Consider the following 20,837-nt stretch of genomic DNA (forward strand, 5'->3'; position numbering starts at 1 on the left):
TGTGACGAATCGAAATACCAGTGTTTGTTGCAGGTTAGGCAGGCTGAGAAAACCATCACTCAAGCTTACTTTTTGAGCTAATCCTCTGTGCACCAAGCACGTCGCGAACCGCATAGTGAAAACCGGGGTGGATACAATGGGCACCATAGTTACCGGCCTTATCTAAAGCCAAAAACCCCACCTGGAACTGCTTGTAGTCCCCAAGCTTTCGTGCAATCCGCTCGATCGCCTCTCGGCAGGCCTCCTCCGGTGTGTAGCCATGACGCATTAACTCCACAACCTGATGGCAGCCAACTGTTTTTATCATAAGCTCACCCATGCCTGTGGCAGTGGCAGCCCCCACTTCATTGTCGACATAGAGCCCAGCGCCGATAATTGGCGAGTCCCCTACCCGCCCATGCATCTTAAAGGCCGCACCGCTGGTAGTGCAGGCACCTGAAAGATGGCCGTCTTGATCTAAAGCCAAAATACCGATCGTGTCGTGATTCTCGATATTGATCACCGGCTGATAATAGGATTCCTGCTTCCACTCACGCCAAGCTGCCTCAGCTCTTGGTGTAAGTAGATTTTCAATTTCAAATCCCTGCTCAACGGCAAAACGCTGTGCACCTTCACCCACCAACATGACATGGGGGGTCTCCTCCATCACTTTGCGTGCGACCGAAATGGGATGCTTTATACCCTGCAGAAAAGCCACTGAACCGCAGTTTTGCTTTTCATCCATAATGCAGGCGTCCAACGTAACGACACCATCCCGATCGGGAAAGCCACCGTATCCCACACTGGTAACCTGCGGGTCTGCTTCCGGGGCACGAGCGCCGGCTTCTACTGCATCCAAGGCCCTGCCACCGTCAGCGAGAATCGGCCAAGCTGCCTCATTGGCAGGGCCGCCGTGGTTCCAGGTTGAAATCACCACTGGTTTTTTTCCCTTCTTAGCATGACGCTTGGCCATGGCAGTCACTGACGGTGCTGTCAAGGCAGTAACAGTTGAGAGGAAGGAATACCGCAAGAATTTTCTTTTGTTCATCACGATGAGTTCTCTTTGAGCCTTGAGCGCGCGGACACACCACTGCATCCGCACGCGAGAGGTAAGGCAGGATCAGAAGCTATAAGTCAGCCCCATATAGGCGCGGCGGCCAGAATAGGCTGAACCAAGGACTCTATTTTCCTCGCCCCAATACCTATCCACCTTTTCTTCGGTGAGATTAATAATGGAGGCCGTGAGCGTTAGGTTTTCCATCAAACGATACGAAGCATTCACATCCAGCTGGTCGTACTCATCGGTAAAGGTGTTCACGCCATTACTGTAACCATCGGCATAGGCGCTGCGATAGTTGTAAGAGGCCCGGACACTGAAGTCGTTATTCTCGTAATATACCGATAGGTTGTACTGATCCTTGGACGTGCCCGCAATCTCCGTTTTGATGGTTTCACCGCTCTCTAGATCAAGGTTGGCCAATTCCGTATCTGTATAGGTGTAATTGGCAAAAACCCCAAAACCGTTATCGAAAGCGTACTGAACAAACAGCTCGGCTCCTTGGGCACTGGCATCGGTACCATTGACCGGCATTGACATGTTCACATTCCATATATCACCATCAATTTCCCTGCTCACCAGGGAGCTGCCGTTAATCACGAATGAGGCGATATCCTTGCGGAACAGGGTCAATCCTACTGCGGAAGCATCACCGAAATACCATTCCAGGCCCAAATCAAACTGATCCGCCTTATAGGGCTCCAACTTGGAGTTCCCCGCAAATCCATCGCGCACAGTCGCTCCAGGCAACGGAGCGTGTATCGACTCAGAGCCACCCAGATCACCGTAATCTACCCGGGCTACGACCCGAGCGAGAGCCGCACGCAAGACCAGTTCATCGTTAATATCCCAGGCTATATTGGCGCTGGGCAAAAAATCGGTGTTACTGCTATCGCGGACATTGGGCTCCGCCTGCAGGACGCCATTAATATTGTCGTAAGTACGGGCATATTGTTTGGTCTCCACTGCGCGAACGCCAAAGTTACCGCGCAAGGTGGCTGAAGCAAAATTCTGTTGGACATAGGCTGCTGTGACCTCTTCCCCGATACGGTAATCCTGATCCTTTTCTACGGTAACCGTGGGATTGCCATAAGTCTCATAGAGAAACGCCTTCAGTTGTTCAAACTCCAGATGGGCGAAGTTGGGCACATTCACACCACCGATTATATTGTCTAGCGGACCACTCGAAAGGATATCGAGGGTATTCGGCACCCCATTGGGGTCAGTATGAAAGGAATCATCTGGCCACCAGGGATAACAAAGACCTGCTTCACCCTCTTCATTGGGCCAGTTGATCGTTGGGCATGGGGGGTTGTCATCATCCCAGGCTTGCCTGGTGATACGCCGGTTAATTTCGTGGTCGCGGTATTTAAGTCCAATGTCCAAGGCGCTGAACCAGCCATAATCCATATCGACAGAAATATCCAGCTGGTAGTAGTTTTCATCGTCTTCACTACTGGTCCAATGGGAAGAGAACCAGTCGTATAAAGGATAGGTATTAGGATCTCCCAGGTCGGCACTGGTATCGATTTCGGCGGTACCACTACTGAGGTCCCAACTCCAATCAGTGACAGTGCCTTGGCGAGCGTTTACCGAGGCAAACAACTTCTCGGAGGGGCCTCCTTCCGCACTGGTATTACCGACAACCAGGCGGATACTATAGCCATCCCCCTGGTAACTCGCATTGAAATCCAGGGTATCAGATACATACTTCGCGCGAGTGTAGTCACCGGCAACCTGCGGGGACTGCAATTCCGCCTGTCCACTATCCAACATGCCGATACCGAGTAAGGTATCGCCATCCTTATCAAATTTCAGGCTACCAGGTGCTATCGCATTGCCGTAGTTCCACTCGGGAAATACGATACGATAATTTTCCGAATCGCCGCCCTGTTCAAAGCGAAAATAATTAACGCCAAACTCCAGCTGCTCTACAGGACGCCACTGTGCGCTGAACTGTATACCCTCGCGGGTGCGCTCCTCCTCAAACACACTGCCCACTACCGCTCTGGGTGCATAGAAATCCCGGTATTCGTTACCGTCGATATCGACCATGGGCCCTCTGGCCTCTACACCATCGTGCGGCTTTTCAGCACCTTGCCAGCCCCAGTTTTCCGTAGTGGTGCTAATCACACGGTTTTGACGATCCTGCTTGGAGTAACCAACTAACACACCTATGGATTCCTGATCATTTTTCCAGGAGTAAAAACCGGTGTACTGCGGCTCATACTTTTCCGTGACATCCGCATAGGTTGTCTCTATGGATAGCATGCCTTCCCCGGCATCCAGATCCAGAGGCTTGCGGGTATGTAAAATTACGGTACCGCCGATTCCGCCTTCATCCAGCTTTGCCTCTGGGCTTTTATAAACGTCCGCGCGGGAAATCATTGTTGCAGGTAACAAGGAATAGTCGAATGACCGTGAAGGATCATCACCGGGAGTAGCGATATAGTTGCCGTTCAGCTGGGTAAAAGTAAGTTCCGGCGCGGTGCCGCGGATACTGACCCGTGCGCCCTCGCCACCACTGCGAACGATGGAAATTCCTGGCACCCGTTGCAATGAATCCGCAACATTTTTATCGGGAAACTTGCCGATATCTTCAGCCGTTATTGAATCCACTATCGCATTGGAGAAGCGCTTCACATCGAGATTTTTCACCATACTCTGGCGAATACCCAGCACCTCGACTTCCTCGAGAACCAGGTTTTCTGTTTCTGACTGTTCTACGCTTTGCGCGTGTGCCATGCCGACAATACTGAATAGCACCAACATACTGGCAGACGTGCGTAATAACTCCGTTTGGCGACTTACTTTAAGAGATTTCTCTTTCATTGCTCAATGTCTCTTTTATTATTCTTCTCGAGCTTTCCGTTCACCCTCTAGGCCCTGTGCATTTAAGTTTTCGGCCATCGGATAAGCCCCGGTTTCAGGTCTACGTCTCACTGGCTCATTATTTTTTACATAGAATCTTCCCTCCCTAGGGTGAAGCCATTAGCAATCATTAACCATCCAATCCGAGTCGCTTTAGCACTTCGGGCGGCGCTCCGGGGAAACTGGCCATGGGTCTGTTGCCCACGTAGCCGATATCCGCCATGCCTTCCTCCGTGGTGTAGAATGCGGTCGAGACAAGGACTCTCACCTTGGCGAAGAAACGTGCACCAGCTTGAAATTCAGGCTTTGCGCTGCGGACCCATTTAATGTCTTCACAGATCGCGCTTTTTTGAGTTTCACTCAGCTCAATAAATGCCACTGCGAACCTGCGCCTAGATTCTCCTTCCAGCCAAACAACTCCGCCGCGAATCGTGACGAGATCTGCCTTGTTATTGGTATACGGTGCACTGACGTATTCATTGATGTAGTGATGAGCCCCAACCGAAGAAGCGCTCGGGGAAATTTCATCCGCTGGAATAATCACATCGCACAATGCCGCCAGTACCGCCAGCTCACTCGCATCCAGTTGCATCTCCCAGGACACGACCGGGTTGAGCAGGTCCGGGTCCGTCGGTGTCCCCCTGGCTAAAGTTTGCTTTGGTGCATCCAGTTTTTTAATTGCGGGGTTGGTTGCTGGCTTGTCCTCTCTGATCGCTACTTTTTTCGCTACCTCCTCAGAACAGCCCATCACCGGAACAGCGACAGCGGTGGAGGCAATCAAACGCAGGGCATTGCGGCGGCTTAGGTTTGTTTTTTCCTCGCTCATCTCAGACATTCCTCTTCTTGAACTGATCCACGATGTAGTCACTGGTACGCCAAGCCAGGGCCATAATGGTTAGGGTTGGGTTTTTATCGGCATTGGAAACAAAAGGGGCACCATCGGTAAGGAAGAGGTTGGGAACCTCCCAGGACTGGCAGTTAGGATTAAGCACGGAGTCATTTGGGTTTGAACCCATACGCGCGGTGCCCACTTCATGAATGATCGCACCACCGTTGATAATTGCCTTGGCCCCATCTGTTTGAACCTTAGAGGTCACCCTGCCGCCCATGCCTTCGATGATTTCAGCAAAGGTTTTGTGCATGTGGGCCGCTTGGTTCAACTCCTGCTCGCTCCACTTCCAGTGGAACTTCAGAACGGGGATACCCCACTGGTCTACCTGTTGATTATCAATTTCGCAGTAGCTGTCCTCATTGGGGATCATTTCTCCACGCCCATCAAACCAAACAAAAGAACCGTAGTAGCGCCGGCAGGCCTGTTTCAGATCCTTGCCGTAGGCGCCGCTGGTGAAATCACCCATACCACCGAAGGCGCCGGCGCCCGGCATACTGCGGCCACCGCCAAACTCAATGTGGTAACCGCGGGCAAAATTCAGATCCCCACGGAGCTGTTCCTTGTACAACCACCAGGGCATATACATATGCATCGCGGATGCACCGTCTTCGTTATGTGCAGGCATATTTTCCAGGGCGGGAATCTGGCCACCGATGCCGGCGCCAACAGTATCCATCAGGTACTTACCTACGACGCCACTGCCATTGGCGAGGCCATCGGGGAACAAGCTACTTTTCGAATTGAGCAGAATGCGCGACGTTTCGGCGGCGCTGGCTGCCACCACTACGGCACGAGCACTGGCAAACCTTTCCTGACGAGTGCCTTTATCGATGTATACGACCCCGTTGGCATTACCTTTCTTATCTACGGTAACCTCGCGCACCATGGCATCGGTAATGATGTCCATATTGCCAGTGGCCAACGCCGGCGGCAGCAGCACGGTAGTGGATTGGAAATTCGCTTTGATAGAGCAACCGCGTCCGCAGGGTGTGGCCCAAAAACAAGCGGCACGGGATTTCATTGACTCGCGGGTTACCTCCTGGGCGAGTTTATTGTCTGGGAACAATTTTTGAGGAATAGTTTTGTGGTCTAGGCGCTCACTGAGAATGGCCAAATGGGATGGAATCACCGGAATACCCAGTTTGTCGCAGGCCTTTTTCGCCAAGAGTTCATAGGCACGTGGCTTAGGCGGTGGCAATAACACACCGTCGGAAGAGTCGGGCGTATTTTCCAGCCCTTCATTGGTGCCGTAGACACCGATCAGCATCTCGGTTTTGTCGTAGTAGGGGGCCAGGTCTGCATAACTAATCGGCCAGTCGAAACCGAGTCTATCGCGCGAATGGGGCTTAAAATCGTACTCCCCCATACGCAAGGAGATACGCCCCCAGTGATTGGTGCGGCCTCCAAGCATACGCGCGCGCCACCAATCGAAACGCCGACCTCGTTCGTTGGATGCCTGGGTGTAGGGCTCACCAGGCACCTGCCAACCACCGTCGACTGTCGCATCATAAAAACCAAACGGCTTTTCCGGTGTACTACCTCCGCGTAGAGGTGCGTCTTTGGGCAGATTGAACATAGGGGTTTCCTTGACTGGGTCATAGGATCGTCCCGCCTCCAGCATCAGTACTTTTAATCCTGCTGTCGCCAGTACATAGGCCGCCATACCGCCACCTGCGCCAGAGCCCACAATCAGCACGTCATACTCTTTTTTCTCGAAGTCATCCTTCGGCATCGCCTCTCTCCTACTTCCTAAATTATTTTTATATTGTCCGGTGAATTTTAATTATTACTCAAGATAAAAGTGTAACCGGTTACATCGAAGGCCATATTATTTGTCAATTTTTTTCATTTGTTGTGAATTCGTTGAATAATTAATAGTTATTCGCTGACTTTTCGACTTAAACGTATAAATTGCAACCGTAACCCCTCAATATTGACTATCAGACTAAAGTAACCGGTTACACTAAGAATCAATTTATATCTATTATTTAAGACAAGGCCGGCTCAATCTGTTGCGATAAGCGCAGTAGCAACTTTTGCGTGGCCTTAATTCCATATTCCTCATCACTGGAACCCTCGTACTCAATGCCGATATATCCCTTGTAACCGGCATCTCGTATTATCCGTAGCATCCGGGCAAAGTCCGTATTGACCTCGTTACCCCTCTCATCGAAAGAAAAACTCTTTGCGCTGATTCCGCGAGCAAAAGGCATTAGTTGCTGCACCCCGAGATAACGGTCGTAGTTACCGAAGTTGCCAAAGTCCGGTAGGCTACCGCAGTTCGGCATGTCCACTTTCCGCAACAACTGAGATAGCCAAAGTCCACTTGAGGAATAACCACCGTGATTCTCCACCACAATGTCGATATCAAAGTCCTGAGCAAATTCTGAGAGCCCGCGCAGCCCCTCTGTACACGCGGAGCCGACTTCCTCACTACTGCCCTGCCCCCCAGCATTTACCCTGATCGCGTGACACCCCAAGTATTTGGCGGCTTCAACCCATTTGTAATGATTCTCTACGGCTTGAAGTCTCTCGCGCTTGTCTGGATTACCGAGGTCTCCTTCGGCATCTACCATTATCAAAAGGCTCTTTACGCCGTGATCTACCGCGCGATCTCTCAACGCCGTCAGGAATTTTTGATCCCTGGCTTTATCGGCAAAAAACTGGTTTACATACTCCACCGCATCAATGGCAAAGGCTTTTTTTGCCTTGACGGGGAAGTCCAGTACCTTGAGAACACCACTGCGCAGCTGTCGATGTAGGGACCACTGGGCGAGGGAAATTTTGAAGAAGCCCCCCTTATCAGTACCGATGCTATGTCCACTGCTGCCAAATGAAGGGGTCGTCAATGTAGCTGCGGCCAGGCTGGCACTGGCCTGTAAGAAAGTTCTACGCTTCATTCCTGTTCTCCAGCGCGCTCTCCAGACTGAATCAAATTACCAGAAAGATCGCCCTGAAATCCTGCAGTCGATGTTGCCTGATCGCACTCCCGCAACGATCGGCGGAAGCCGCTGATTGCCCCACCGAGATCCTCACCCATGCGACGGATTTTATCGCTGCCAAACAACAGTAGCGCCAGTCCAAGGATAATTAGAATCTGCCAGATGCTCACGCCGGAAATCCCCATGGCCTACAGCTCCCGGATTCGGATATTGCGATACCAGACTTTGTCTCCGTGATCCTGAAGGGCGATAAAGCCGCTCTCGCTACGGGCAAAATCTGGATAGGCAGAAAACTTGCTGTTGGCCAGACGCCTATCCCAGTCTTCAGACCAGAGTTCATAGCGCACAACCATGCTGCCATTTAGCCAGTGCTCAACTCGGCCATCCTCAACACGAATACGGGTTTTATTGAACTCACCCGCCGGTTTCACCTCATCTTCTTTGGGGGCGTACATATCGAATACCGATCCCGCAGTGTGGCTGAGCTTCTCCAGATCGGGAAAGGCGCTGTTATCCAATACCTGATATTCCATACCAGACATCCAGACCGGTGCATTGCCACCCGCTACCCTATAAATAATGCCGCTGTTCCCCCCCTCAGAGATCTTCCACTCCAGCTCAAGTTCAAAGTCAGAAAACTGATCCGCAGTCACAATATCCCCAGCCCCGCCGGCGGTGAGCACCAGGTTGCCATCTATGACCTGCCAGGCTTCTCCCACCGGAGACCCACTTGCAGCAACCCAGCCCTGCAAGGTTTTACCATCAAACAAATATCGCCATTGCTTTTCGGCTTGGAAGCCACCGTGGGTATCCGTTTTTTCCGGCACCCTCTCACAGCCTCCCAGAGGGATTAGCAAAACTGCTGCTATGAGAAATGAATATGGTTTTGTCTCTGTGAGTGTTTTCATCGTTATCATCTCCACATGAAATGGTCGTTATCTGTTCGGGGGATTACTGGTTTTACCGCCGAGTTCCTGTCAATCCTGGTAGCGGTCCGTACTTCCGCGTACGACCAGATCAAACGGCAAAATGGTCCGACTCGATTTCATTGGTTTCCCATCAATAATCTGGCGCAGGGTTTCCATCGCATATCGGCCTAGTGCTTCTGCTGGCTGGTCAACTGTGGTCAGGGGGGGATCGGTAAATTGCGAAAACTCGATATTGTCAAAACCCGCCACGGATACATCTGTGGGAATTTGTAGCCCCATCTTTTTCGCTTGATGTATGGCGCCAATAGCCATTTCATCATTCATACAAAAAATGGCGGTAGGCGCACTGATAGAAGAAAGTAGCTTTTGTGCGCCCTCGGCACCTGATGGCATAGTGAACTCTCCGTTGACAACTAGTTCCGTATTCAATGTAAGGCCATGTCTTTGCATTTCTTCTTCGAATCCGGCTAAACGATCACGCACAATTGGACTTTTCATTGGACCGGTAATCACGCCTATTCGGCGGTGGCCAAGCCCTATTAGATGTCGAGCCAGCGCCTGTGCTGCACCGCTGTTATCCAGCTCAACGACTGGATACCGGTCATCTTCAGCAATCCGCTCACAGGCATTCACCATCGGAACCGACGCTGCCAGGGCCGCATCTTTTTCCGCAAACGGATAACAACCACCCAGCTGTATCAAACCATCTGCCTGATTTGTCAGTGCCATGCCCGCATAAAATTGCTCGTGAGCGGTATCGCCCTTGGTATCCCCCAGTAACACTGAGTAACCCTGATCTTGAGCAGCTTTTTCTATTCCCCGGATAACCTTGGAAAAAAAGGGATTGGCGATATTTGGGACCAGTACCATCACCGCAAATGACTTACCAGAACTGAAGTTTCTCGCCAGTTGGTTGGGCCGGTAACCGGCCTCCTCCACGGCCTTCAATACCCGCTCTCTAGTTCGCGGAGAAACCATTTGCGGGTCTTTCAGAGCCCTGGACACGGTCGCGACCGAAACACCAGAGCGACGTGCAACTTCGCGAATGTTTGACATATATTCCTGCTAATTTTCGACTGGAAGTGGACTATTTTCGCACAGATCGAAACCATCTACGGGTTCCCCACTGTAATCACACTCTCTGTTTTACTGGCAGCCTGCCGGCGATCCCAAAGCCAGATAAACGCAAAAATGGGTAACAAAATGAGAGGGACCACTGCCAGCGATTGGAAGGACTCAACCGAGGCGGTTGCCAGTACTGCATCCAGTTCATCACCAGATAATTTTTCGAAGGCTTCCAGACCACCTGCAGCCTCGATCTTGGCATTGTCGAAAATGACTCCGAGTTTCGGCAGGACAAATTGGATAGACATACCACCGGCAAAACCCAGTAGCCCCAAAAAAAGCGCCCCGCCGCGCACAAAGCGTTCAGACACAGTGGCGAGCATGGTCGGCCACATATAACAGACACCAATGCCCCAGACAGTAGCTGCCAGGAGCGCCGTGACCGGGGTCCTGGCCATACCCAGGCTGTAGAGCCCTACCGCTGCAAGCAGACTGCTTAACCACAAAAGCCCAACAGAGGACAACTTCTTCGCTAACTGTCCAGCAAAATGACGCATCACAAACATCAACATGCTGACGTACACCAGGATAAGAATGCCCTTCATACCGACAACCCTTGAGAGGGTCAGATCCACCCATTGGCCCGGCGCCAGCTCTGTTGCAGCCGTCAGCCACATACACACCCACAGAAGGATAAACATGGGCTGTTTAAAAACTTCCTTAAGCATTTCGCCGTAACTGATACCGGAAGAAACGCGTTCAGTTACCGGGAAATCTGTTACGGCAACGAGCCAGGCCATGACTACTGCAGGTAAGGCGAGGACGATCAGATTCAACTGCCAGGGAAACTCGAGGGCAGAAATTGCCAGCCCTAATAGCCCTCCCACCACGATGCCCGCGGGCCACCAAGCATGCAGCACGTTTAAACGGTGTGTCTTATTCTCTGGATCGACAGCGGCAACCATCGGATTACTGGCGGCCTCCACTGCCCCCCAACCCAGTCCTGTGAGGAGCAGTCCAGCCATGACCAGATTTTCCACCCCCTCTCCCGGGGGCACCATGGAGGCTGTGATAATGAGCAGGCTGCCCATCACATAACCAATTGATGAAAGCAACAGCATTCTCTTGATGCCGACTAAGTCCACCAAGGCACTGCCAAACAGTAAGGTGAGTGCAAAACCGGTAAATGTGAAACCCAAGGCTTCCCCCAGCATGGCGGTGGAGTTGGCAAGGTCAATATGATCGTAAATATCAGACTGTAAGTTACCGGCAATCGAGGCCCTGACCGCGAATCCAAGGCCGATCATAAAGATCGAGAGATTGCCTACCAGGAAGATATTCCTGTGCAGGGTCTTTGTCTGTGTTTCCATTTATCCGGTCTCCGCATCAATTATTGTTATCGGTTGTGCAATGACATCAATCTCAGTTCAATTTCACCGGTTTACCATGGCTAATCCAGCCCTAGTATTCGGCGATTTCTGGCGCGATCTGTTTGCCCTCCAGCGAAATCATCAAAGGCCTTCTCGGCCACTGTGATCAGATGATCCCGAATAAACGGCGCACCCTCACTGGCGCCTTGATGCTGATCCTTGATACAGCATTCCCACTCCAGAACTGCCCAGCGGTCGTAGCCATACTGGGTCAGCCGGCTAAAAATTCCTCGAAAATCCACTTGGCCATCACCCAGCGAACGAAAACGGCCAGGCCGATCAATCCAGGGCGCATAACCGCCGTAAACACCGGCCCGCCCACTCGGGTGGTATTCCGCATCCTTCACGTGGAAGGCCTTGATACGCTCGTGGTAAATATCGATAAAAGCCAAGTAGTCCATTTGCTGTAAAAGCAGGTGGCTGGGATCGTAGAGAATATTCGCCCTTGGGTGATCCTCCACTTCGTGGAGAAAACGCTCGAAGGTCAGTCCATCGTGGAGGTCTTCACCCGGATGCAGTTCGTAGCAAACATCGACCCCTGCATGGTCAAATGCATCCAAAATGGGGCGCCACAAACGACCTAATGCTTGAAACCCCTCCTCCACTAACTGTGCGGGGCGCTGAGGCCAGGGGTAAAAAGTGTGCCAGAGTAATGCACCAGAAAAGGTTGCATGCGATTTGAGCTTCAGATTGGCACTGGCTCTGGCCGCCAAAACCAACTGGTTGCTCGCCCACTCAGCTCGGGCCGACAGGTCGCCGCGCAAGCTCTCCGGAGCAAAAATATCCAACATTTCCTTGTACGCAGGGTGTGCAGCTACGAGCTGTCCCTGTAAATGGGTGGACAGCTCAGAGATTTGCACGCCTGCGCTATCGCAGATTCCCAACACATCATCACAGTAAGCTTGGCTAGTGCTGGCCAGCTCCAAGTCAAAAACACGCTTGTCCCATGTGGGTACCTGTACACCCCGGTAGCCGAGCCCCGCCGCCCAACGCACCATCGACTCCAACGTTACTGGCTCTTTCGCAGGCGGGAGAAACTGGGCGAGAAAAATTCCGGGCCCCTGAATTGTGGGTGCCTTCATTATTGTTATCCTTTTTACTGCTGTACTTATGAACTCTGTTTAACTCTGCAATCCCTATGGAAATTTCTTGCGCTCGTCGAAAGGTGGCTGGCACTTGGCCGGCACCGGTACTTCCCTGTACCGTACTATCCGCCGTACTACCCACCCTGCCAGGGAACTTCCTACATCAGAGTTACCACGTATAAGAGGTGCTTGGTTTATAGAAAAAAGTACGTGTTTCTCTCACTCCCAATAAGGTGCCAACGTTACCCAGGAAGATTGCTGACAACTGCTTTCCAGGGCTCCGCGCACAAATGCCATTGCGCGAACACCTGCATCGATCCCCCCAACACAGTTACCACTCTGTACCGGAAAATCTCTCCGTTGGCTCCGCACCATCTGTGCAAAGTCCCGGTATATGTTGGCAAATGCTTCTATATAGCCCTCTGGGTGGCCCTGCGGAGTTCGACATAGGGCTCGAACCTTTTTATCCAGATATTCGCAATCAACACCAGCTTGAAGAGTGGCCTTCGGTTTTCCCCGGTATTTGATTTGCAACTGGTTTGGAGATTCCTGCTCCCAAAACAGCGATCCCCGCTCACCGTAAATGCTGATATTGAGGTTATTGCTTTCGCCTCCACAAACCTGACTAGCCGTCAAAGTACCGCGCCCCCCCCCTGTCAGTTTGAACAAAGCTGCACCATCATCATCCAGTGCCCGTTCATCGACTACTGACTGCAAATCTGCACAAACCTCAGAAATTCTTTCGCCAGTAACAAATTCCACTAAATAGTGAGCATGGGTACCGATATCGGTAAAGCAGCCACTTTCACCTGAGCGTTTAGGATCTGTCCGCCAGCCAGCCTGCTTACTGCCCTTCGTGTCATCCGCCAGGGCCAGCCAGCCTTGAGGATAGGTGACTGTGACCCGGCGAATGTTCCCAAGCTCCCCTCTGCGAAGAATCTCCTTTGCTTGAACCACCATCGGATAGGCCGCATAAGTATGAGTAAGACCATAGATTCGCTCGCTACGGACAACTTCTTGTTGCAGCGCCAGAGTCTCTTCCAAATTGCCAGCTGCAGGCTTGTCGGAAAGTACATGGAAGCCCGCACGCAAAGCTGCGATAGCGACCGGCAGGTGTAGATCATTCGGGGTGACAACCGCGATAAACTCAACGCGATCATCGACGCTGCGCTTAGCCTCCTCTGAAAACAGCTGCTGGTAACTCTGGTAAACGCGTTCGGGGTCGAGCCCCAGTTTCTCTCCAGTCATTCGCCCTTGCTTTGGGTTACTACTGAAGCAACCCGCCACCAGCTCAATCTCGCCATCCAGTGCAGCCGCCATTCGGTGTATGGCTCCGATAAACGCGCCTTCTCCACCACCAACCATGCCCATTCTTATTTTCATACCCACACTACTTTCCATGGGGGCGCACTATCGCCCGATAGAGGCGAGGCCCCTGACCTTTATTGTTATGGCTTCTATTTCGCCAAGTGCATACGCCTTTCATAGAGGAATACACAACATGGAAGAATCAGCTAGAGTAAAATGTAACCGGTTACATTTCTATTTAAAATACAGAAAAAAGCAGCCACTGCAAACTATCAACACGCAACATGGCGTCTTATTCAACCAAAAATAGATTTTTGATGACGAGATGCGGAATTTGGAGACTTCAATCTACGATTTTGAGTGTGTGCTATTCATTGTGATAACCCACCTGCCGGGCAAACTCACCCCATGAATGCCATAACAACTCATCACTCTGCCAGCCATTTTCTATAGTATGTCCACTGCCGGTACCTGCTGGCAGCCCACTATTCGAACCTGGCTGGGGGTGGTGAGGCTTCAATTTGGAGCGCACCCACTCACCGGCATCATCCGCAACGTCCAGAGCCAAACCCCAGTGATTGGGCCAGACCGCCAGGAAATTTTTCAGACCAAAATCATCCAGTTGATAGGGCGTTGGATACTCCAGATGTACCAACGGATCACTATTAGGGCCTGGTGCATCCGTTTTCCAACCAGCGTATACCGACCACTGGCATTCCTCGGCCCAGGCCGCAAAGCTGGGCATTACACTGGCAAGGCGCTTGAAGGATGCACAAAGCAGATCATTCTCAATTTCTGGAGGAATGCATCTATCCACAACACCCGCTTTAAACTTGGGTACGTCCGGGTTAAGGGTAAGAATCCAGAGGCCTTCCCCCTCCTCCAACGGGTGATGCATCACCATTAAATCAATTAGGTAAGCAGAAACCTTTGGAATATCGGGGCCTCGGGCCAAAAGCATGTGTAGCGGCCTCACCATCTGAGAATTTTGCACCTGCTCCTCTGCAACACCCAACTGTCGAATTACCTCAGCATTACCCGCACCACAGGCGGAAATCACCAACTCTGGCTTTACTGCGCAAGAGCGACCGTCCATATCCAGAATTACTCGCTCAATATCTGAGCCCGCAAGCTGAAACGATGCCAACCGGCCACGATATATTTGCTGTCTCAAGGGCTCGCTGACACTGAGATAGGCTGCAGCGCCATCAAAAATAAGATCGCCAGGAAATCTGAACCTGCGATTTGGTGGCAAACCATCCGGATCAAAGATCCCTGGCAATTCCACCTCCTCAGAAGGGATAGCCGCTTCAGCCCAGTTACCTTCAACCATCTTTAAGAAGTCCGGAGTCAGCGCTGCATGGAAATCAGTTATTCGACTATTCACACCGCTAGTCGCAAGCTCTTTGTGCCAGCGTTGCGCGGCAGCCCTGTGAATCTCTGCGGCTTGCGGGTTGGCAGCATTCCAGCCAGAGGAGAAGTAACCGTGGAAATGCAGGGATTCAGCATCACCGAACTCGTCATCGACCAGTATTACCGAGTACTCCGGTATCAGCGCCCTCATCAGGGTTGCTCCCTGAATACCACCTCCGAGAATCAGTACATCAACGGGAATTTCCTGTGACATAGCATGGCCTACTTATTGGTTTGGCGAGAAGGCATGGTTTATTGGCAGAGCCATCAAAATGTAACCCAACTTATACTTGCTTGTTGCCACCCTCTTGTTCAAATATTTTCAGCTTTTGTCGGTTTTGAGGGCCGTAACCTCGCGAGAGGACCCACCAAAATGCAAGTACATACGAAAAAAAACCACCCAAGATACAAAGCAGGTACCAAAACCAGTTAGGAAACTCGTAACCCAGCTTATCTAGGGCGGAAAACGGCATGTATATCGGAAGATTGATAACGATCGCTCGCCAGCTAATCGCCCATGCCAATGAGACTACCGCCGATAGTGAAAAATTCTTCCTCATTATAATCTCCCTGATACAAGGCCAAGTAACGGGCGAATAGTTAAGGCTGCCCTTTTTGTCAAAAATATTTGGCTAAATTCTGAGGGCAAAGCCGGCCATTCTTGAAGTTATTGTGAAGATCTTCCCCAAATCAACAATTGATTAATCCGTTCCAGCTTTCCTCTCGTAAAGAGTTTGCCATCGCACGGTTGGTACGGTGGAAAGTGACTCAATCAAATGACAAGGAAATTAGAACATGAAGGGATTGGTAAAAGGTTTGGGGGTTTTTCTACTGGCTTTTGGGGCTCATTTCTCCTGGGCCGATAGTGAGTCTGAACTTGAAACGGTACCCTATGTGGACGTTTATCAGTATGTTGGTAAGTGGTATGAAATAGCCCGTTTGCCACAAATCTTCCAGCCTGCTTGCACAGCGGTTACGGCAGACTATGGCCTCAACGATGATGGCACACTCAGTGTGTTCAACTTTTGCCGAATCCTACACCCGAAGTACGGTTTTCCAATCAGCGTACAAGGCTCTGCTACCCCCATAGATGACACGAATAGCAAGCTTGCGGTTTCATTCTTCGATGGCAAAACCAATGGTAACTACTGGGTCTTGGAGTTGGATCCCACGTATCAATGGTCCTTGGTAGGCGACCCCGATCGCAGCAGTCTCTATCTTCTGAGCCGTACCCCTCAACTGGATGAGGCAATTATTGATGAACTGCTGGACCTCGCCGTGGTTAAACATGGCTACAACATCGACCACATCATTATGACTAAACAGCTACCTCTCTAAAGCTGAATGCAGGGGCGGATGCAGCAGCTACTGCATCCGTCACAAACCAATCTAGAATTTACTTTAACTTAAAATAATACATATTTTTCAATAAGTTAAAGATTTTTTTTGATGTATCGTGTTAGGTTTAGACAGCTTAAATAGTCCACCTTGAGTAGGGGGAATGACGTTACGCGCGATTAAGAAAACTCATCATCATTTTTCACAATCACATAACCACTACGCCTCCCCATAACCTCTTCATCCCCTTCCCTAAATAAGTCATTTAGAAATTTGGGACAGCTGTGATAACAGAAGCATGCGGACTCACTTCCAACGATGTCTGCCGAGTGCAGAATCACTGGTAGCTCGGCTAGAAGATATCGAACAGCCATAAGCATCATATCAATGGTTACTTGGCCTTTCGCTGAGTGGTGCTCCAGTACCCACCGACTAGTTTCTAAACAACCCGCGCGGAAACTTTCATCCGAATTAAACTTCTGTTCCACCTCACAGTAAGTACTTGAATAGGATTCAGACTGTTCCAACCACACCGAATCCACTAACTCACTTTCTATCGATCCAGAAGCCACCACGCGATAGACTTTGTTGTGCAGGTAAGTACATTGACGCCGCGCTCTCTTTTTAGCTTTTCTCTCCTCATATCCAAGTGCCCGCTGAGTATATTCAGCCGCCCCATCCGGAATGAAGAACATCACCCTTTTAAAGTGACTATGTGCCCACTGAGCAAGTCGGGCTATCTGTCCCTCAGAAAAATAACTATTGAAAGGGCTTATGCCAATTACAGCCAAATCAGCCATCTCAAAAAGTTGTTGAGATCTGGTAGTTGCAAAGTCGACTTTCATACTGATGCTCCTAATTTGTAGTAATCGGAGTTCAGTCGAAGTGGCTTATTGCATCGATCTCGCTTGGTTAGTAACAAAAGCCTATGGAATGAAAACAGCCTGAAAGGCTTCGCTTGGCCAATCTCTGATCACTTACTTCATTAGATGTGCAAAATTAGTCACGACTCCCAAATTCAGTGGATATCGCTCAGGATCAGACCCCCAAGCCATCTGTTGGTAGGGATCATTTGCGAGAAAATATGGAAAATCGGCGAATACCTGTCATGTTTATGCTCTCCCCATAACCATTCGATCACTTTTTCCACTGTGTTAATTTTCATCACATTGCCTACAAATTAAACGTAGACCTCATAGTCAACATTAGGTTGAGAGCGCCAAAAGCGATGGTGACCAAACATATCTGTCGCCTGAAATTGAGATGAAATGCCGTATAAGGTGGAGATCAGGGAAATATATTTTGCTAAATGTCCCCAAAGCGGGAAAGATCCATCTCTGATTGGAGGTATTTCATGCCCTTCGGAGCTTTCAGCCTTTATACTTGTCCTAAGCTATAGGTCGCCAAGCCATAAAGGCTGGTGGCCTATGAAGTAGGACGTATAAAGAGACTCCCTATGCTTACCAATCGGATCGCCGCACTATTTTCCGGCTTCTTGGTCATTGGCTTGCTTTCCACCACCTCTATGGCTGAGACCGAACCCTTGGTTCCCGAAAAGGATCAGGGCAGTACAGCCAGAGAGATCGTCGGCAAGCTTGAAATGCTGCACTACAACAAAATCAAGGTCGGGGACGAAATGTCTGAAGACCTGTGGGATGAGTACATCGATGCTCTAGACCCCACCAGGAGTTACTTCCTCTCCTCCGACATTAACGAGTTCCGTGAGTGGAAGACCACCATGGATGACCAGTTGCGTGCCGGGGAGGTCAAAGCGGGCTTTGAGATTTACAACCGTTTCCGCCTGCGCATGAGTGATCGCCTGGACAATATCCTCTCCCAGCTGGAGAAAGGCCTACCAGCCTTTGATTTCGAGCGGGACGAGTCTCTGGAGCTGGACCGCGAGGAGAGCCAGTGGCCCTCTTCCATCAGCGCCGCCGATGACTTGTGGCGCAAGCGCCTGAAAAGCAGCGTCCTCAATCTGCGCCTCACCGGTAAGACCGATGAAGAGATACGCGATCTGCTGGAACGACGCTACAAAGGCCAACAAAAGCGTCTGGAGCAGCAAAACAGCAATGACGTATTCGAGCTCTATATGAACTCGCTGACACGCCTCTACGATCCACACAGTAACTACCTGTCCCCCCGCTCCCTGGAAAATTTCAACATGAGCATGTCGTTGTCTCTCGAAGGCATCGGTGCTGTGTTACAGGGGGATGAGGAGTACACCAAGGTTGCCCGCCTAGTGGCCGGTGGTCCAGCTGACCGCACCGGCAAGATCAAGCCCAACGACAAGATCGTGGGCGTGGGTCAGGATCAGAAGGGAGAAATGGTCGACGTCGTCGGCTGGCGTCTCGATGATGTGGTGGATTTAATCCGCGGCAAGGCCGGCACCTTCGTCCGCCTGGAGACTATCCCCACTGGCGGTGACGGTACCCACAAGACCATCCTCATCAAACGCAGTAAAGTTAAGCTGGAGGATCAGGCCGCCAAGAAAGCTGTTTTTGAGTTCTCTGACGGTAAGAAGAGCTACAAGATTGGCGTAATCAATCTACCCACCTTCTATATAGACTTCGATGCCTACCGCCGTCGCGACCCCAACTACAAAAGCACCACCCGCGATGTGGCCAGGCTGCTCAGTGAACTGAAAGAAGAGAAGGTCGACGGCATCATTCTCGATCTGCGTAACAATGGTGGCGGCTCGCTACAAGAGGCCACCATGCTTACCGACCTGTTTATCGACCAGGGTCCGGTAGTACAAATTCGCCATGCGAATGAGCAGATCTCACGGCATAATCGCTCCCGCTCTCGTGCGATGTATCGCGGTCCGCTGATGGTGCTGATCAACCGTTTATCCGCATCTGCTTCAGAGATTTTTGCCGGTGCTATTCAGGACTACAACCGCGGCCTAGTGGTGGGCAACCAATCCTTTGGTAAAGGCACCGTGCAGACCATGGCTCCCCTCAAGGAGGGTCAGCTGAAAATCACCCAGTCCAAGTTCTACCGCGTATCGGGAGACAGCACACAACACGCGGGTGTTAAACCGGATATCCCCATGCCGCAACTGATCAATGCGGAGAGTGTTGGTGAGAGTGCCTACGATACGGCCCTGCCCTGGGATCGTATCCACGCGGTACCCCACGCAAAATACTTCAACTTGAAAACGCTGATCCCGAACCTGATCACCAAGCACAACAAGCGCACGGCATCAGACCCCGACTTCATCTTCCTGCGCGATCAGTTTCAATTTGAGAGCGAACGCGCCGATAGGAAGCACCTATCTCTGAATGAAGTAATGCGTGAGCAGGAACGAGAAAATGTAAATCAGCGCCTGCTTTCCATGGAAAACCGACGCCGCAGTGCCAAAGGCCTGGAACCCTATAAGGATTTCGAGGCTTATGAAGAAAGTGAGTCAGAAGAAGTCGCTACTATCGGCGGCCCGGTAGAGATCAAACTGGAAAAAGATCCAATTTTGAACGAAGCCGGCTATATAATGGCGGACTTTATCGGACTGGCCGACAAAACCAGCAAGGCACCGCCACAAGTCGCCAACTTCTAAATTAGCCGTTCTCCGGGTGCGCGATGCGCGCCCGGTGCACGCACCAACAGTTAGGTCGGGCTTCCCCGACCTTTTTTATTTGGGGGAAGAAATGAAAGTCGTTTCCTTTAACGTCAACAGCATCCGCACTCGCCTGCACCAAATGCAGGCCCTGGTGGATAGCCACCAACCCGATATTATCGGTTTACAGGAAACCAAGGTCACCGATGAGGATTTCCCGGTAGATGCCATCAGGGACCTGGGGTATGAACTGATCTTTTTTGGGCAAAAAACACACTACGGAGTCGCACTCCTATCACGCCTGCCTTTTATTGATCGTGAATATGGCTTCCCTACTGATGACGACAGTGCCCAGCGCCGTATGGTGATGGGGAAGTTTGATATTGGCGGTCCCAAACCACTTACCGTGATCAACGGCTACTTCCCGCAGGGGGAAAGTAGGGAGCATCCGGTGAAGTTCCCAGCAAAAGAAAAGTACTACGCAGACTTGGATACCTATCTGCAAACCACCTGCGAACCCGATGCTCCGGTACTGGTTATTGGCGATATGAACATTTCCCCGAGCGACCAGGATATCGGTATTGGCGAACCCAACCGCAAGCGCTGGCTTCGCGACGGCAAGTGCAGCTTCCTGCCAGAAGAGCGTGAGTGGCTGCAGAAAATTGAGGCCTGGGGCTTGGTGGACACCTTCCGTGCCATGCACCCTGAAACCGATGATGTATTTAGTTGGTTTGACTATCGCAGCAAGGGTTTCGACCGCGACCCTCGGCGCGGACTGCGAATCGACCTCATCATGGCGACCAATCCACTTCTGGAACGCTGTGTCGCCACCGGCGTAGATTACGATATCCGCGCCATGGAGCGCCCCTCAGACCACGCGCCGGTCTGGGCAGAATTTAAGCTCTAATCGTTTGTGAATAACCGGGACCTGTGCCCGGTTTTTTTAATCCTTTGAATATGCGATTTTCCATA

17 protein-coding genes are annotated in these 20,837 nt (G+C 51.1%); 3 read left to right on the plus strand and 14 right to left on the minus strand.

Annotation, left to right across the window (positions count from 1 at the left end; all coding sequences use genetic code 11):
* Nucleotides 1-55: 55 nt before the first annotated feature.
* The 13 genes from ACCI51_RS14235 to ACCI51_RS14295 form a co-directional block, all read right to left on the minus strand.
* A complete protein-coding gene (locus tag ACCI51_RS14235) occupies nucleotides 56-952 on the minus strand; it encodes an isoaspartyl peptidase/L-asparaginase family protein (RefSeq protein WP_371844216.1) in 897 nt (298 codons plus the stop codon).
* A gap of 147 nt (nucleotides 953-1,099) precedes the next feature.
* Complete coding sequence (locus ACCI51_RS14240) at nucleotides 1,100-3,868, minus strand: TonB-dependent receptor (protein WP_371844217.1); 2,769 nt, start codon at nucleotides 3,866-3,868, stop codon at nucleotides 1,100-1,102.
* Between the two features lie 169 nt (nucleotides 3,869-4,037).
* Nucleotides 4,038-4,733: a gluconate 2-dehydrogenase subunit 3 family protein gene (locus ACCI51_RS14245; RefSeq protein ID WP_299585852.1), complete on the minus strand. Its 696-nt coding sequence runs from the start codon at nucleotides 4,731-4,733 to the stop codon at nucleotides 4,038-4,040.
* 1 nt (nucleotide 4,734) lies between these two features.
* Nucleotides 4,735-6,531: a GMC oxidoreductase gene (locus ACCI51_RS14250; protein ID WP_371844218.1), complete on the minus strand. Its 1,797-nt coding sequence runs from the start codon at nucleotides 6,529-6,531 to the stop codon at nucleotides 4,735-4,737.
* 256 nt (nucleotides 6,532-6,787) lie between these two features.
* The gene (locus ACCI51_RS14255) at nucleotides 6,788-7,699 is read right to left on the minus strand and encodes a sugar phosphate isomerase/epimerase family protein (protein ID WP_371844219.1); all 912 of its coding nucleotides are present in this window, start codon (nucleotides 7,697-7,699) and stop codon (nucleotides 6,788-6,790) included.
* Complete coding sequence (gene tatA, locus ACCI51_RS14260; protein WP_371844221.1) at nucleotides 7,696-7,926, minus strand: twin-arginine translocase TatA/TatE family subunit; 231 nt, start codon at nucleotides 7,924-7,926, stop codon at nucleotides 7,696-7,698. Before tatA ends, ACCI51_RS14255 begins: the two co-directional genes overlap by 4 nt.
* Before the next feature lie 3 nt (nucleotides 7,927-7,929).
* A complete protein-coding gene (locus ACCI51_RS14265; RefSeq protein WP_299585844.1) occupies nucleotides 7,930-8,568 on the minus strand; it encodes a 3-keto-disaccharide hydrolase in 639 nt (212 codons plus the stop codon).
* A gap of 150 nt (nucleotides 8,569-8,718) precedes the next feature.
* On the minus strand, nucleotides 8,719-9,726 hold the full coding sequence (locus ACCI51_RS14270) for a LacI family DNA-binding transcriptional regulator (protein ID WP_299585842.1): 1,008 nt from the start codon (nucleotides 9,724-9,726) through the stop codon (nucleotides 8,719-8,721).
* Between the two features lie 56 nt (nucleotides 9,727-9,782).
* Complete coding sequence (locus ACCI51_RS14275; protein WP_299585840.1) at nucleotides 9,783-11,105, minus strand: MFS transporter; 1,323 nt, start codon at nucleotides 11,103-11,105, stop codon at nucleotides 9,783-9,785.
* A gap of 80 nt (nucleotides 11,106-11,185) precedes the next feature.
* The gene (locus tag ACCI51_RS14280) at nucleotides 11,186-12,247 is read right to left on the minus strand and encodes a sugar phosphate isomerase/epimerase family protein (protein WP_299585838.1); all 1,062 of its coding nucleotides are present in this window, start codon (nucleotides 12,245-12,247) and stop codon (nucleotides 11,186-11,188) included.
* A 222-nt stretch (nucleotides 12,248-12,469) separates the two neighbouring features.
* The gene (locus ACCI51_RS14285; protein WP_299585836.1) at nucleotides 12,470-13,633 is read right to left on the minus strand and encodes a Gfo/Idh/MocA family protein; all 1,164 of its coding nucleotides are present in this window, start codon (nucleotides 13,631-13,633) and stop codon (nucleotides 12,470-12,472) included.
* A 292-nt stretch (nucleotides 13,634-13,925) separates the two neighbouring features.
* Complete coding sequence (locus ACCI51_RS14290; protein WP_371844223.1) at nucleotides 13,926-15,185, minus strand: FAD-dependent oxidoreductase; 1,260 nt, start codon at nucleotides 15,183-15,185, stop codon at nucleotides 13,926-13,928.
* A 70-nt stretch (nucleotides 15,186-15,255) separates the two neighbouring features.
* Nucleotides 15,256-15,531, minus strand: a complete 276-nt coding sequence (locus tag ACCI51_RS14295; protein WP_371844225.1) for a hypothetical protein — start codon at nucleotides 15,529-15,531, stop codon at nucleotides 15,256-15,258.
* A 235-nt stretch (nucleotides 15,532-15,766) separates the two neighbouring features.
* Between ACCI51_RS14295 and ACCI51_RS14300 the strand changes: the two genes are divergently transcribed.
* Nucleotides 15,767-16,309 carry a lipocalin family protein gene (locus tag ACCI51_RS14300; RefSeq protein ID WP_371844226.1) on the plus strand — a complete coding sequence of 181 codons (543 nt, stop codon included), beginning with the start codon at nucleotides 15,767-15,769 and terminating at the stop codon, nucleotides 16,307-16,309.
* Between the two features lie 179 nt (nucleotides 16,310-16,488).
* Here the strand turns inward: ACCI51_RS14300 and ACCI51_RS14305 are convergent, their stop codons facing one another.
* Nucleotides 16,489-17,154: a tRNA-dependent cyclodipeptide synthase gene (locus ACCI51_RS14305; protein WP_371844228.1), complete on the minus strand. Its 666-nt coding sequence runs from the start codon at nucleotides 17,152-17,154 to the stop codon at nucleotides 16,489-16,491.
* A 611-nt stretch (nucleotides 17,155-17,765) separates the two neighbouring features.
* Between ACCI51_RS14305 and ACCI51_RS14310 the strand changes: the two genes are divergently transcribed.
* Nucleotides 17,766-19,865 carry a carboxy terminal-processing peptidase gene (locus tag ACCI51_RS14310; protein WP_371844229.1) on the plus strand — a complete coding sequence of 700 codons (2,100 nt, stop codon included), beginning with the start codon at nucleotides 17,766-17,768 and terminating at the stop codon, nucleotides 19,863-19,865.
* Nucleotides 19,866-19,956: 91 nt separating this feature from the next.
* Nucleotides 19,957-20,772: an exodeoxyribonuclease III gene (gene xthA, locus ACCI51_RS14315; protein WP_299585823.1), complete on the plus strand. Its 816-nt coding sequence runs from the start codon at nucleotides 19,957-19,959 to the stop codon at nucleotides 20,770-20,772.
* Nucleotides 20,773-20,837 lie beyond the last annotated feature (65 nt).

The sequence above is a fragment of the Microbulbifer echini genome, from assembly GCF_041447225.1.
Taxonomy (GTDB): Bacteria; Pseudomonadota; Gammaproteobacteria; order Pseudomonadales; family Cellvibrionaceae; genus Microbulbifer; species Microbulbifer echini.

Coding starts and splice junctions, on each gene's coding strand:
- ACCI51_RS14235 (WP_371844216.1), bottom strand. CDS start 952: ATGGCCAAGCGTCATGCTAAGAAGGGAAAAAAACCAGTGGTGATTTCA.
- ACCI51_RS14240 (WP_371844217.1), bottom strand. CDS start 3,868: ATGAAAGAGAAATCTCTTAAAGTAAGTCGCCAAACGGAGTTATTACGC.
- ACCI51_RS14245 (WP_299585852.1), bottom strand. CDS start 4,733: ATGAGCGAGGAAAAAACAAACCTAAGCCGCCGCAATGCCCTGCGTTTG.
- ACCI51_RS14250 (WP_371844218.1), bottom strand. CDS start 6,531: ATGCCGAAGGATGACTTCGAGAAAAAAGAGTATGACGTGCTGATTGTG.
- ACCI51_RS14255 (WP_371844219.1), bottom strand. CDS start 7,699: ATGAAGCGTAGAACTTTCTTACAGGCCAGTGCCAGCCTGGCCGCAGCT.
- tatA (WP_371844221.1), bottom strand. CDS start 7,926: ATGGGGATTTCCGGCGTGAGCATCTGGCAGATTCTAATTATCCTTGGA.
- ACCI51_RS14270 (WP_299585842.1), bottom strand. CDS start 9,726: ATGTCAAACATTCGCGAAGTTGCACGTCGCTCTGGTGTTTCGGTCGCG.
- ACCI51_RS14275 (WP_299585840.1), bottom strand. CDS start 11,105: ATGGAAACACAGACAAAGACCCTGCACAGGAATATCTTCCTGGTAGGC.
- ACCI51_RS14280 (WP_299585838.1), bottom strand. CDS start 12,247: ATGAAGGCACCCACAATTCAGGGGCCCGGAATTTTTCTCGCCCAGTTT.
- ACCI51_RS14285 (WP_299585836.1), bottom strand. CDS start 13,633: ATGAAAATAAGAATGGGCATGGTTGGTGGTGGAGAAGGCGCGTTTATC.
- ACCI51_RS14290 (WP_371844223.1), bottom strand. CDS start 15,185: ATGTCACAGGAAATTCCCGTTGATGTACTGATTCTCGGAGGTGGTATT.
- ACCI51_RS14295 (WP_371844225.1), bottom strand. CDS start 15,531: ATGAGGAAGAATTTTTCACTATCGGCGGTAGTCTCATTGGCATGGGCG.
- ACCI51_RS14300 (WP_371844226.1), top strand. CDS start 15,767: ATGAAGGGATTGGTAAAAGGTTTGGGGGTTTTTCTACTGGCTTTTGGG.
- ACCI51_RS14305 (WP_371844228.1), bottom strand. CDS start 17,154: ATGAAAGTCGACTTTGCAACTACCAGATCTCAACAACTTTTTGAGATG.
- ACCI51_RS14310 (WP_371844229.1), top strand. CDS start 17,766: ATGCTTACCAATCGGATCGCCGCACTATTTTCCGGCTTCTTGGTCATT.
- xthA (WP_299585823.1), top strand. CDS start 19,957: ATGAAAGTCGTTTCCTTTAACGTCAACAGCATCCGCACTCGCCTGCAC.